This window comes from Koromonas soli (assembly GCF_059726265.1).
In genome coordinates this window covers 2,525,847-2,538,954 of the sequence record NZ_AP040872.1, presented here as the reverse complement: position 1 = coordinate 2,538,954, position 13,108 = coordinate 2,525,847, and the positions used below count along the sequence as shown (strand labels likewise).

Annotated in this window: 11 protein-coding genes and 1 tRNA gene; 5 read left to right on the top strand and 7 right to left on the bottom strand. The window is 56.0% G+C overall.

Annotation, left to right across the window (positions count from 1 at the left end; translation table 11 throughout):
- Positions 1 to 85: 85 nt before the first annotated feature.
- Together hyi and AC6IY8_RS11095 are read left to right on the top strand one after the other, a co-directional pair.
- Complete coding sequence (hyi, locus tag AC6IY8_RS11100; protein ID WP_497774524.1) at positions 86 to 883, top strand: hydroxypyruvate isomerase; 798 nt, start codon at positions 86 to 88, stop codon at positions 881 to 883.
- 98 nt (positions 884 to 981) lie between these two features.
- Complete coding sequence (locus tag AC6IY8_RS11095) at positions 982 to 2,655, top strand: L-lactate permease (protein ID WP_497774523.1); 1,674 nt, start codon at positions 982 to 984, stop codon at positions 2,653 to 2,655.
- A 112-nt stretch (positions 2,656 to 2,767) separates the two neighbouring features.
- Here the strand turns inward: AC6IY8_RS11095 and AC6IY8_RS11090 are convergent, their stop codons facing one another.
- The 5 genes from AC6IY8_RS11090 to AC6IY8_RS11070 all read right to left on the bottom strand — a co-directional run bounded on the left by AC6IY8_RS11090 (position 2,768) and on the right by AC6IY8_RS11070 (position 5,243).
- Positions 2,768 to 3,067, bottom strand: a complete 300-nt coding sequence (locus tag AC6IY8_RS11090) for a hypothetical protein (protein WP_497774522.1) — start codon at positions 3,065 to 3,067, stop codon at positions 2,768 to 2,770.
- 147 nt (positions 3,068 to 3,214) lie between these two features.
- On the bottom strand, positions 3,215 to 3,622 hold the full coding sequence (locus tag AC6IY8_RS11085) for a hypothetical protein (RefSeq protein WP_497774521.1): 408 nt from the start codon (positions 3,620 to 3,622) through the stop codon (positions 3,215 to 3,217).
- A gap of 134 nt (positions 3,623 to 3,756) precedes the next feature.
- Positions 3,757 to 4,236 (bottom strand): SRPBCC family protein, encoded by a 480-nt coding sequence (locus AC6IY8_RS11080; RefSeq protein ID WP_497774520.1) that lies wholly within the window; start codon positions 4,234 to 4,236, stop codon positions 3,757 to 3,759.
- A 154-nt stretch (positions 4,237 to 4,390) separates the two neighbouring features.
- The gene (locus AC6IY8_RS11075; RefSeq protein WP_497774519.1) at positions 4,391 to 5,008 is read right to left on the bottom strand and encodes a hypothetical protein; all 618 of its coding nucleotides are present in this window, start codon (positions 5,006 to 5,008) and stop codon (positions 4,391 to 4,393) included.
- Between the two features lie 148 nt (positions 5,009 to 5,156).
- Positions 5,157 to 5,243: transfer RNA gene (locus AC6IY8_RS11070), tRNA-Leu, on the bottom strand.
- 235 nt (positions 5,244 to 5,478) lie between these two features.
- Between AC6IY8_RS11070 and AC6IY8_RS11065 the strand changes: the two genes are divergently transcribed.
- The gene (locus tag AC6IY8_RS11065) at positions 5,479 to 7,494 is read left to right on the top strand and encodes a DNA/RNA helicase domain-containing protein (RefSeq protein ID WP_497774518.1); all 2,016 of its coding nucleotides are present in this window, start codon (positions 5,479 to 5,481) and stop codon (positions 7,492 to 7,494) included.
- A gap of 181 nt (positions 7,495 to 7,675) precedes the next feature.
- Entirely contained in the window at positions 7,676 to 10,165 is a 2,490-nt protein-coding gene (locus AC6IY8_RS11060; RefSeq protein WP_497774517.1) for a hypothetical protein, read from the top strand.
- A gap of 23 nt (positions 10,166 to 10,188) precedes the next feature.
- On the opposite strand, the gene AC6IY8_RS11055 is transcribed toward AC6IY8_RS11060, so the two are convergent.
- The gene (locus AC6IY8_RS11055; RefSeq protein ID WP_497774516.1) at positions 10,189 to 10,995 is read right to left on the bottom strand and encodes a polyprenol monophosphomannose synthase; all 807 of its coding nucleotides are present in this window, start codon (positions 10,993 to 10,995) and stop codon (positions 10,189 to 10,191) included.
- Between the two features lie 194 nt (positions 10,996 to 11,189).
- Here AC6IY8_RS11055 and AC6IY8_RS11050 point away from each other — a divergent pair, with 194 nt between their 5' ends.
- Complete coding sequence (locus AC6IY8_RS11050) at positions 11,190 to 11,792, top strand: hypothetical protein (protein WP_497774515.1); 603 nt, start codon at positions 11,190 to 11,192, stop codon at positions 11,790 to 11,792.
- Between the two features lie 81 nt (positions 11,793 to 11,873).
- Here the strand turns inward: AC6IY8_RS11050 and AC6IY8_RS11045 are convergent, their stop codons facing one another.
- Positions 11,874 to 13,091, bottom strand: a complete 1,218-nt coding sequence (locus AC6IY8_RS11045) for a class I SAM-dependent rRNA methyltransferase (RefSeq protein ID WP_497774514.1) — start codon at positions 13,089 to 13,091, stop codon at positions 11,874 to 11,876.
- Between the last annotated feature and the right edge of the window lie 17 nt (positions 13,092 to 13,108).

Here is a 13,108-nt window from a genome sequence, read left to right as displayed (position 1 = left end):
TTCCTCCTTAGCTTCCGCTGGAACGAGCGGGATGAAGTCGAGATTGGCTTCATCCCGTACTGATGAAAATTGGTGGAGAGTGGGTATGCCTAGATTTGACGCGAATCTTTCAATGCTGTTTGGCGAGGTCGACTTCCTCGATCGTTTTGGGGCAGCCGCAAAGGCCGGTTTTGCCGGGGTCGAATATCTATTTCCGTACGCCTATCCCAAGGAACAACTTATAGAACAACTGCAGAAGAACAAGCTGGTTCAGGTTCTGCACAATCTGCCGGCAGGCAATTGGGAAAAAGGCGAGCGCGGCATTGGCTGCCTTCCGGACAGAGTTGGCGAGTTTCAGGACGGTGTGGGGAAGGCGATCGAGTATGCCACTGCGCTTGGATGCAAGCAGGTGAATTGTCTGATGGGATTTGCTCCCGAGGGTGTTAGCACAAAACAGTTGCATGACACTGCAGTGAAGAACGTTGCTTTCGCCGGAGCTGAACTGAAGAAGAGGGGCATCCGTCTTTTAATCGAGCCATGCAATACGCGCGACATGCCGACCTTCTTCCTGAATCGCACTGCCCAGGCGCTAGAGATCATCAAGGACTCCGGTTCTGACAACGTGTTAGTTCAATATGACGTGTATCACTCGCAAGTGATGGAGGGCGATTTGGCTGACACGATCGAAAAGAATTTGGCGCAGATCGGGCACATCCAGATAGCCGACAATCCTGGCAGGCATGAGCCGGGAACGGGCGAGATTAACTATGCATTTCTGTTCGCACACCTCGACCGCATAGGGTATAACGGCTGGATTGGATGCGAGTACAAACCGGCGACTAAGACAGAAGACGGGTTGCAATGGCTGACCGCAGCTTCTAAGCGTGAACACGCAAAGGTCTAGAAGCGGCAACCCAACATCTGTACTACGGGAAGTAAATTCAGGGAAGGAAGTATCGGACAACTGTGCGCTGAAGAATTGTAAATATCGGAAGGTGACCTGTGCCTACGCAATGGTTCCATAACTATGCAAGTATTCGAAATAGCCTGGGCCTTACAGCCCTGGTGGTGTCGATCCCAATTTTCTTTCTCTTCTGGGCACTTGCTGTAAAGAGGATGAAAGGGCATGTTGCCGGGATCCTAACGTTACTCCTAACCCTCCTGATTACCATCATCACTTACAAGATGCCTGTACACGTCGCTCTCTCGGCAGCGGCGCTTGGAATGGTAAACGGGTTATTCCCAATCGGCTGGATCATCTTAACGGCAGTCTTCTTTTACAACCTCACTGTAGAGTCCGGACAGTTCGAAGTTATCAAGAGCTCTATCTCCTCACTTTCAACCGATCGCAGATTACAAGCCCTCCTTATCGCATTTTCATTCTCGGCTTTCATGGAAGGCACTTCTGGGCAAGGTGCTCCGGTCGCTGTTTGTGCTGCGATGCTGATAGGACTCGGTTTCTCGCCCCTTCCTGCTGCGCTAATCTGCCTGGTTGGCAATACTCCGCCGGTTCCATTTGGGCCAGTCGGCATGCCGACAATCATGATGGCCACGGTGACGAAGATCAACGACCACGTGCTCACCAAGGCCGTCGGCTCGGACATGGTGGTGATGGCGCTTATCATTCCGATCTTCATGATGGTGGTGCTGGCTGGCTGGAAGAACGCAATGAATGTATTGCCAGCCGCGTTGGTCGCGGGCGGAAGCTACGCACTGACCTGCTTTCTGGTTTGTCATCATGTGGGTGTAGAGCTGCCCGCAATTCTCTCTGCATTTGTCTCCATCGTGTCTCTCGTGGTGTTTCTGAAGTTCTGGAAACCGAGTACGACATGGCGCTTCCCGGACGATCCTGATGTTGTAACCGAGACGGCAAGGAAGTACACCACTGGCCAGATCATCAGGGCATGGTTGCCGTTCATCATTCTTATGGTTGTTATGGGTACGTGGGGAATTCCCGCATTCAAGAACTGGGTCCTGAATGTTCGTCACTGGGCCGTGAGTATTCCAAGCTGGCCGTTCCTGGACGGCATTGTTTACAGAACCGCTCCCATTGTTGCGAAGCCCGCGAAATACGCGGCGAGTTACCGATGGGAATACGCGACAGCAGCGGGCACAGCCATGTTTATCTCTTCGCTGATCTCGATGGTGGTTCTTAGAATCAGTCCAGCTACCGGAGTGAAGGTATTTGCAAAGACCTGCAAGCAATTAAGATTCGCGCTCATCACGCTGGCGTCGGTAATCGGTATCGCCTACGTAGCCAATTACTCTGGCATGTCCTATACGCTGGGGCTGGCCTTTGCTCATTACACAGGCAAGTCGTTCCCTGTGTTCTCACCAGTGATTGGCTGGCTGGGAGTGTTCCTAACCGGATCGGTTACGTCCTCAGCCGCTCTGTTTGGAAAGCTTCAGCAGGTTACAGCTATGCAGATTGGCATCAACCCTGTACTGACCACCTCAGCCAACCTTGCGGGAGGAGTCATGGGTAAGTTGATCTCTCCGCAATCGCTGGCCGTGGCTTGCGCTGCTACAGGCTTGATTGGCCGCGAAACTGATATCTTCCGCAAGGTCTGGAAATATTCGGTTATGCTGCTCGGGATCATCATCGTCATGATTGTGTTGCAAGCTTACGTATTCCCGGGGATAGTCCCACAAGAGACGATCATCGCTGCGCAATAGGCACACTTACTTTCGCAGGCGTGCCCTTAAGGAATGCGTTTATGAACCCACTCTTCGGAGTGGGTCTTTTTTGATCTGACCATTCTTAGAGCACCACGGTCCAGTAAGCCGGTCAGGACTTAGTCTGCTCATAGTATTTCCCGTTGGATTCTTCGCCCATTACTGCGAAGTCGCATTTCGATGTATCCAACGGATCGGTCTTGAAGGTGAAGTTAATCGAGGGGACGCGAACAGTAGCCTCGAGTTGCGCGATTGCTTTGAAGCCTGCAAAGCGGTATTGGCGCGAAGCGTCTTCGTAGTGAACAGGTTCGCTTGTGGACTTGAATACGAGTTTGAAGTCGAGAAACGCTGGGGTAGATTCGGCATCCATCGCGGGCCAGCGTGGCTGATCGATGATTGGCAGATTGCTCATCTGAAGAGTGGCCGTCTTCTGGTCTTCGCTGAATAGCAATCCTGTGGGAGGAACTGGCGTGACCCAATAGAGGCCTTCGGATGAAATTGGTGAATGGAAATCGTGTACTTGATTCGCAGGAACCGCCGGTCCCTGGAAGAGCGTAAGTCAGGTGTGTGCGAAGATTCCTGGACGCGACTGGCGCGCTGCCCAATACTCTCCTGCCATGTAGCTGTAGTCGGTGGTAGGAGTGCCCCAGGCGAGACGATTACCTGTGTTATCGGTTCCCATGCCGTGGAATCCGGCGCATCGCCCAAGTTTGCCTTTGAAGTGGTAGATGCTCGACAACTCCACGTTGGGCATTGCGGGTTGATTGTGACTGCCGTTCTTGTCGAGCCATGGAATTGGATAGGGGCAGGTTCCGCCATTAGAGGGCGCATGGTTCTGCGGAATCGAGGGCTCGCACGACTGATCCGATTGAGCCAGAAGAAAGGAGGGCTTGAGCGAAGCCGAGGCTGCCGAGAGCGCTCCCAGTTTGATCCAACGTCGTCGATCTAATCTGAGATTCAATGCCATGTCATCTCCTTGCGGTGCATGGAAATTTGGACCGGACAACAAGCGGCAGAGTATAGCATCGCAAACAGAGCGCTGGTCAACGTAGCTGCTGGAGCGCGCGGACTGATGGCGAGCCGGGGCTGATCATTCAGTGCTCATGAGCAGGTTTGAGGTGCTTGGGAGGCGTTGAATATATGCATCACTGCCTGCCGACGATAGGCGAAGATGTCGCGGACGTCGCGGCGTACTTTCAGCGTGTGCGCAACCTGACCGAGGATTCCCATGGGCAGTGCGTAGTGCACCTCATCGGTGATAAGGGTTCCGCCGGACACGGGAATGAATCGATGCTCGTGGCGCCAGAGGCGATAGGGCCCGCGTAGCTGAAGATCGACGAAGCGATGCGGTGGTTCCCAGGCGACAATGCGAGTCGTCCAATGGATGGGGAAGATGCGCCAGCGAAGGGAATAGCGAATCAGCGTACCCAGCCGCACGGGCGCTGGATCGATAGTAAGTATGCGGAAGTGGAGCCAGGGAGGCGTGATCTGCTGCAAGTTTTCTGCCTTGGAAAAGAACTCAAAAACCTCATCCAGGGGGCGTGCAACAGTTTGCTCTGCTTTGAAGATGTAAGGCGGCATTCTGGAGATGAGATGCCGGGTCAGAGATATCGATACAAGCGCTTTCAAAAGGTTGGAACACGAGGAAAGGCTTCGGCGAAAGGCCGGGTAGGTCGCGGCAAGGTACGAGGGGTGACGGATGCCGGTCGAGGCCAGCATCCGTCGAGAGTGCTGGTTACTGTGCGGGTCTGGTCTTTAAACCAGTGCCGGATTTCGCGCTGGCTGCGCGCAGTTGCAGATCCTGTGCGGTCTTGAAGGTCAGTTCGGTTTCCGCAGGAATGTCCTTCTTGCGTCCACGGTAGGCCTGTGCGCCAGCACCTCCGGCGCCGCCGACGAGTGCGCCGATGCCGGCACCTTTACCGCCTCCGAACAGGGCCCCCAGTACGGCTCCTACGGCTGCTCCGCCTCCAACGTACTTGGCGGTTTTCTGGTTGGCTCCGAATCCAGCTCCGCTGGAGGTATTGGAAGCACCAGCGGTTGTAATTGTGTATCGGCGGCCCTGGATGGTGACGGAACGAAGGTCGAGCACGGTGTCCTTTCCATCACTGGTCGGGGTTGCGACGAGCTGGGCGCGCGAGTTGCGGGGAATGGCAACGCTGCCGGATTTGTTCATGACATCGTTGCTCACGGTTGCGGCATAGCTGGCGCCCGCCCTTGGACTGGCAGGAACGACGCTGTCGGTACGAACCTTGATTTCGGTGCCTCCCGGCAGTATTCGCGTGCTCTGTTGTGCATAGGCTCCGGACACGGCGAGGCATAGCACGGCGGTCAACAGCAGATGAGTTCTCTTCATTTTGTCTCCTCCTGCGAAGGGCGGGCGCATATGGGTATGCTGCGAACCTTAATGCGTACGGAAGAGGTACTGTTGCCTCTAATTTGAGCAAAACTCGAGATGAGTTCTGATCCGGGATGCTGAGCAGTGAAACGAGATTGGGTGAGGTTGGTGCCGGGAGGGGGAATCGAACCCCCACGACCCGAAGGTCGGCAGATTTTGAGTCTGCTGCGTCTGCCAGTTCCGCCATCCCGGCTCGGCACGCAAATGTCACAGGCTGGGTGCTTGCGACTACAAAGCTGCGCTGCTGAGGTGGTGCCAGAGCACGGTTGGCAGTAAACATGTGTGCCCTGAGCAGGATTAGTATCGCACAGCAGTCGGGTGGCTGCCAATTATTGCGATTTGATGTGCTCAGAGGCCCATTGATAATTCTGGACCGCTTCGTCGCATCGTGTGATGCTGAATGAATGCCCGCATATTACGCAGATTCTGTGCGCAATTTCATAAGCACCTCCCCCGATGATCTCGTATCCCTGCTGACCAAGGCTTATGAGCTAGACCGCTATAAGGACCTGAAGACAGCTCTGATCACGTCCTGGCGAGAGGAGATAAATGTGCTGAGAAGCACATTATCTAATCGGGAGTTACTTAGCTTCAATCCTCAAAACTGGGGAATTGCGCTGGAATTTGTCATACCTCGAAAGTTGGGACGAGTGGACGCTGTGCTTCTGATTCGAGATGCCGTGATTGGCCTCGAATTCAAGACACAGGCTGTTAACTCAAGTGCTGCGGATCAAATCGAGGATTATTGTCTCGATCTGTTGCACTTTCATGAGCCCAGTCACAATCGGGTTATGTATCCAGTAGTGGTCGGCGTTGAGTGCAGTTGTATTCCCGAGAGGAAGACAAGCGTATTTCGGCAACTTCAACCAACGCGATTCACTGATGTTGAGACTCTAGTTGACGTAATCAGGTCAATCGCTACAAAGCACTCTACTGGGGCGCAGATACTAGTCTCAAACTGGGATGGCGGAGAATATCGCCCTGTCCCCACTATTGTCGAAGCGGCAATCGGGATGTTTGCAGAAATGCAAGTCGAAGATATTGCAAAAGCGGATTGTGACCCAATCAATCTCACTCACACGATCGAAGCTATAGAGCAAATAGCCGTCCAGTCGATGAGAAACAAAGAAAAGACAGTTTGTTTCGTGACTGGAGTCCCGGGCGCAGGGAAAACGTTAGCTGGATTGAAGCTCGTTCACGATCGAGAATTACGGAGTTTTGTCAAAAGTGATGCCGTGTTTCTTACGGGCAATCTCCCGCTTGTGAGAGTGCTTCGGGCAGCTCTATCACAGGATGCAGCTCGGCGTAAGAAGCAGGGAATTCGGGTAAGTTCGCGTGATCCCAAGACCACTATAGACACGGTGCTCGCGTACAAGAAGACGCACACCCGCAACAGTGTGCCCCCACACGAAAAGATTGTCGTTTTCGACGAAGCCCAAAGAGCATGGGATGCGGTCACTACTGAAAAGTATCTGGACGAGGGGGATACCTTTCGGGGCTATTCGGAGCCGGAACTCATGATGTCGATACTGGATCGCCACGACTGGGCTGTTTTGATTGCGTTAGTTGGAGGCGGTCAAGAGATTAATCGAGGTGAAGCGGGGATTGGTGAATGGGGAAGAGCTCTCCAAACCCGTTTCAGGCATTGGCGTATAGCCGTCTCGCAGCAAGCCTTAGACGGCGAGTACGGAGCTGGTGCGAAGCTGTTCCACTGCGGAGCGCCGCCAGATGACCTACACGTGGAGGTCTATGACGGTCTTCATCTTGATAACCCAACGCGGCAATTCCGCGGCAAGACCATAGCGCTCTGGGCAGAGTCACTCTTAAAAGGCAATGTAGAGGACTGTCGTCGAATTCTGGGAGAAAATCCAGATTATCCAATTTATCTCACGCGCAAATTAGATGACGCTAAATCCTGGCTCAGAATTACTGCTACCGGGACAGAGCGCTACGGTTGTATCGCCTCCTCTGAAGCGAGGCGACTCCGTGCCGAGGGGCTAGAACTTCCTCCCGCTCGAGCCGATGGAGTCGAGCACTGGTTTTTGTCCAAAAAGGGAGATGTTCGCTCATCATTTCAGCTAGAGCTTGCCGCGAATGAATTTCAAATACAGGGTCTGGAAATAGATTGGGCTTGCGTATGCTGGGGCGGTGACTTTGTCCGTCGAAATATGGCATGGGAGCTAAAACGCTTCCGCGGGACGGCATGGCAGAGAGTTGGACAGAAACAATCCAGAGAATACATCGTGAACACATATAGAGTGCTTCTGACGCGCGCCAGGCAGGGAATGATCCTCTTTGTGCCGCGCGGAGATGTACGTGATGCAACTCGGCCTTCTGCACCATTTGACGAGCTGGCGAATTTTTTGGTGTCGTGCGGCGCGCGTGTGTTGCGGGAACGTGATTTGCTGGAATTGAGCGAAGTGTCAGCTTCGGCAGGGGAATAGCGCTGGCACTGAGGCTTGATTGTGAAGTGCCGGCCCGCGCACCCCTAAGTGCTTGGCACTAACGTATTTTCATTTCTGTATGAATTTGTCGTGGGAGCAAGTGCGAAGCCACAGCTCGGAATATCATAGAAACATGGAGGCAAAGCACAGGTTGTCGGGTCTGAGGCATTGGCTGATTTGGATGGCGCTGGTTCTGCTGCCGGGCGTGGCCTGCGCGGATGCGGGCGCATTCGACCTGATCGGGCCGCGCGTGGAAGTTACGGTGACACGCGACGGCAAGACGCTGCCGATTGCTGAGGTTCCGAACCTGCTGGCCGGAGACAGGCTGTGGATTCATCCCATGCTGCCGGATGACCAGCGGGCACGATACCTGATGGTGGTGGCTTTCCTGCGGGGTGCCACGAATCCTCCTCCTGACGACTGGTTCACGCGGATCGAAACCTGGAGCAAGAACGTGCGGCAGGAGGGAACGGTGGTCACCGTTCCCAAGGACGCGCAGCAGGCGCTGATCTTCCTGGCGCCGCAGACGGGTGGCGATTTCAGCACGCTGCGTTCGGCGGTGCAGGGCAAGCCCGGAGCGTTTGTGCGGGCGGCACAGGACCTGCAACTCGCAAGCCTGAACCGTGCGCGGTTGGACAAATATCTGGCTGCGATTCGCGAGTCGAACGATTTTGATTCCAAGCTGCTGCATGACCGCGCGCTGACCCTGGCGCGCAGCCTGAGTATCAAGGTGGACGAGCAGTGCTTTGCGAAACCGTTGCTGCAGCAGTCCTCGTGCCTGATGCAGAACAGCGACCAGCTCGTGCTCGATGACGGGCATGGGCAATCGATGGTTTCGACGCTGACGCAGGGCGCGGGCGGGGACCTGCTGGGCGCGATCAGCACGACGAGAGTGGCTGGCGGCGGCACGTACAGTCCGTATGTGGGAGTGGTGGTCGATCTTGCGCGGTTGATGGAAAACCTGCACACGGCGAAGTATCAGTACATCTCGGCGCTGGCGCTGCCGCAAGGCGATGAGCTGCATTTGCGCTTGAATTATCCGCCGTCGTTTCACAAGCCGCAGTCGGTGATCGTGATTGGGCTCCCGGTGGTGCAACCGGCGGTGAGGCCGCTATTGCAGGCTGTTCCCGTGGAAGCGACGTATTGCGTGCAGAATCCCAAGCTGGTGATGGGAGCCGAGGGTGCGCCTCTGGTGTTTTCGTCGGATCTGGCGCATCACCTGACACTGCATCTTGAGAACGCGGAAGGGAAGTCGGTGGAGATTCCGGTGGTGGCGAATGCGCTGCTTGGAGGCTTCGTTCCGACAGCGCCGATTCCAGACCTGAGCTGGCTGCCATATTCGTTCCGGGGCAAGGTGCATGGAAAGTGGGGATTCGAGCCGTTTGAGGGACCTTCGTACAATCTGCAGCGCTCGGACTCGTCGGCGATGTGGGTGATCCCGGACGAGGAGAAGACCTCGGTGATTGCCGGGCACGACAAGGCGTTGCACGTGCATTCGGAAAACAGCGTTTGCGTAGAAAGCATTGATTTCCGCGGTGCCAAAGGCGATACGAAAAAGGCTGAGTGGAAAGCGACAGGCAAAGACCTCGAGGTGCAATTGCCACTCTCCCGCGTTGGGGCGGGAGAGAGCGCGCTACAGGTAAAGCAGTACGGAGTGGCGCAGCCAACGGACGTGACTCTGCGGGTGTATGAGGAAGCCTGCCGTTTGGAACAGTTTTCGATTTACGCCGGCGACACGCAGGGAGCGCTCAAGGGAACGTGTCTCGAGCAGGTAGTCTCGCTCGATGCGGGCGGTGCGCGCTGGACCACGGCAGGTGCTGCCGTGCAAGACGAGTTGCCGATGCAGGTCGAAAAGCCGGAGAAGCTTTCTCTGAAAGAGCGGCAGGCGCTTCCTACGCATGTTTCGCTGAAGGATGGGCGTGTGCTCGACGTGCGCGGAAACGTGATGGCGGCGCGTCCAAAGCTGTCGCTGGTGAGCAAGTCGATTGAGCCCGCAGCTTCACCGATCAAGCTGGATAGCGAGAATGATCTGCCGGTGGATGCCAAGCTGCACTTCCGTTTGAAATCCGAGCAGCCTGGAAACTTCGACAAGTCGGAAAAAGTGGAAGTGACGAGCGCCGATGGCTTCTACCACACCGAGTTGAGCCTGGAGAATGGCGGATTGATGCGGCAGAATGCGCACACGGTGATGGCGACGCTGGAGATTCCGAAGAACTTCGGTGCGTCCACATTTGGAGCGCTGAGATTTCGTCCGGTTTCAGGCGACGGAGCGAAGGGCGATTGGCAGCCGCTGATTACGCTGGTGCGCTTGCCGGAACTGAGTGAACTGCGTTGCCCGGCGGCGCAGGATGAGCCCTGTTCGCTGAGCGGTACGAACCTGTTTCTGCTTGAGTCCGTGGCATCTGACAAAGAGTTTCAACATGCGACGGAAGTGAGCGAAAACGCGATCGATGAGAAGGTGGAAGTCCCGCGCCCGAAGGGGAAGACGCTGTATGTAAAGCTGAGGGACGATCCTTCCGTCGTGCACACGCTGCAGATGCCGGTGAAGAAAGATCCGCCTGCGGTGAGCAAAGATGCGGCTCCCAAGAGCGATGCTTCGGCGGCAAGTGCACATTCTCGCGAGAAGAGCAGCACTTCCGGTAAACAGCAGGAAGCATCGGACCCGCAGTAAACAGTTGCCTACTGCATGCGTGCCTATCCGCGAACAGCGCGAGCCGAAGCACGCAGACGGAACAAGTGCTGCAGGTATTCGAAAAAGACCATGATGGAGGCTTTGCTTTCATCGCGCTGCCTTGAGCGGAAAACATAGCCAACCTCGACCACATTCTTCGGACGGGCACGCACCAACACTTCCACCAGGATCTTGTAGCCGCAGGGTGACATTGCGACGTCCTGCACGGCTGTGCGGCGGACAACGAAGAATCCGGTCATCGGGTCGGAAACCGAACTGAGCACGCCGGGCAGCAAGATTCTTCCAAGGGCACGCGAACCGCGGGAAATCATGAGTCGCAGCACGCTCCAGTCGCTGGTGCCGCCGCCTTCTGCATCGCGGCTGGCGACGGCAAGATCGGCACCGTCATTCATGGCCGCAATGAGGTTGGCCGTGACTTCAGGCGGATGCTGGAGGTCAGCATCGATGACACCGAGAAGCCTGCCGCGCGAAGCTTGCCAACCACGCACGACGGCCGTGGCGAGACCGCGTTCTTCGGAGCGTCGCAGAGCGATGATGTGCGGATCTTTTGACGCAAGTTCCGCTGCTACCTGCCAGGTTCCGTCCGGGCTGTTGTCATCGACGACGATGATTTCGTAGGACTCGCCGACCTGTGAGGCAATGGCGGGTTTGAGCAACGAGATAATCTCGGCAAGATTGTGGCGCTCGTTAAATGTCGGTATCACGAGCGAAAACGCAACAGTCTCGCTGGGACGCAGCGCGGCAACCTTGAAATCGCCACAAGGGACCGGCGACAGGCCTTCAGAGATGTCTAAAACTTCACTTCGCATAGGGGACTTCTCTAATTGCAGCACAGTGGACGCTCTCAGTCTAGGGGAAACCCAAAATCCCGCCTGTAGTCTCGAAACACAACTTAACGAAACTAGTCTCGCGCATGGGGGTTTCGTCTGATACGGGCAGGAAGTTCTAGAAAGCGAATTCCCAGCCCCCAGAGTGGAGAGGACGAGAAATGCAAAGTGATTGGATGAAGAAATCGGTACTGCTATTAGGAATGACCTTGACCGGCGCCGCAATGTTCGCGCAACAGGCGACAACGCCGCCCCCGGAAACGTCAGTCCAGAGCGCTCCTGCGGCTGCGAAGCCTCAGCTGAGCCAGGAGCAAAAACAAAAGTTGATGGACATGCGTATGGCCGCGCGCGATCAGGCTGCGGTGATTCGCCATGACCAGTCGCTGACTGAAGAACAGAAACAGGCGAAGCTCAAGGATCTGCGCGCCAGCACACGCGAACAGATGAAGTCTGTTTTGACGCCGGAACAGCAGACCGCATTTGAGAGCCGTCGTGCGGCGGCAAAAGGCCGCTTTGCAGAAGAGCTGGGATTGACCACCGATCAGCAAAGCAAGATGAAGCAGTTGTTCGAAACGGCACATCAGCAGCGAAAGGCCGTGCTGGAAAACAAGTCGCTTACGAATGATCAGAAGATGACGCAACTGGCACAGATTCGCCAGACGACGAAGGCACAGTTGGCGACCATCCTGACACCCGACCAGATGAACAAGATGCAGCAGATGCACAAGGGGCGCGGCGGCGTCACGGCCACATCGGGTAAGCCAGAACACTTCCACTGAGATCGAGGTTACGCCTCCATGCTGAAAGCAGGCATCGAGAGGCGGAGGCCGCCCACAAGGCGGCCTTTCACTTTGCGAAGTTTAAAACACGGAACAGACGATGCATTTGAGATAGTGCGTTTCGGGGACATTGAGCAGCACGGGGTGATCGACTGACTGCATGCGCTTTTCGGTGATGTGAAGATTGCGGCGCGCATCAAGCGCGGCGGAGGACAGCATGGCGAGAAAGTCCTGCTCGCTGACGTGGAAGGAGCACGAGCATGTGACGAGCAGTCCACCGTTGCGCACCATCTTGAGCGCGCGAAGATTCAGTTCCTTGTAGCCGCGTAGTGCGTCTTCGGCATTCTTCTTTGATTTGGCGAAGGCTGGCGGATCGAGCACGATGGTTTCGTAGCGGCGCTCGGCGTCGGCATACTGGCGCATCAGTTCGAAGGCGTCGGCCTCAACAAATTCGATGGGCTTCTCACTGTTGAGCTGGCGATTCTGCTCGGCCACCGCGAGTGCTTCAGAGGAGATATCGACGGCCGTTACGTGCTCGCAAACGCGGTTCAGATGAAGCGAGAATCCGCCCTGGTAAGTGCAGATTTCAAGCGCGTTTCCGCTCGCATAACGCTCAGCCGCAGCATAGTTCTGGCGCTGGTCGAGAAAGGCTCCGGTCTTTTGCCCGGCGCTGCCGTCGTAGTGAAAAGTCAGGCCGTTCATGTGAATCTGAGTAGCGGTCTTGGGCTTCTTGAGTCGCGAATAGGCAGTCTGATCCTCGCGTGGAGCGAGGCCCTCGAGTTCGCGAATGTGGGGATCGACGCGTTCGAGGATGGTCGCTGGATTGTAGGCGGCCTTGAGTTCTTCGATCAGGATTTCGCGTGCAAAAGGCGCATCCATGGCCTGCGTCTGCACCTGAAAGCTGATCACGTCGTTGTATTTATCGACGATGAGGCCCGGAGTGATGTCGGCTTCGCTGAAGAGAACGCGGAAGGCATCTGAATCGCGGACGACGCGCGCACGATAGGCAATCGCCTGACGTATGCGGTAGCGCAGCATATCCGTGTACTTCTCGGGCTCGACCGGATTGGGGGCCACCATGCGAAGCGCAATTTGCGAACGCGAACTGTAGAGCGCAGAGCCGTAGGGCTTGCCGCGCTGGTCTTCGACGCGCACGAGCGCACCGGGCGCGGCTTGTTCAACGCGTTCGATGTCTGACTTAAAAATCCAGGGATGTCCCGAGCGCAGACGCGCGAGGGCATGAGCATTGACAATGACGCGCGCAGCCGGGGCGGTGGATAGATTCTTTCGAGGTTTCATACGAAGTGTTCAGGGCC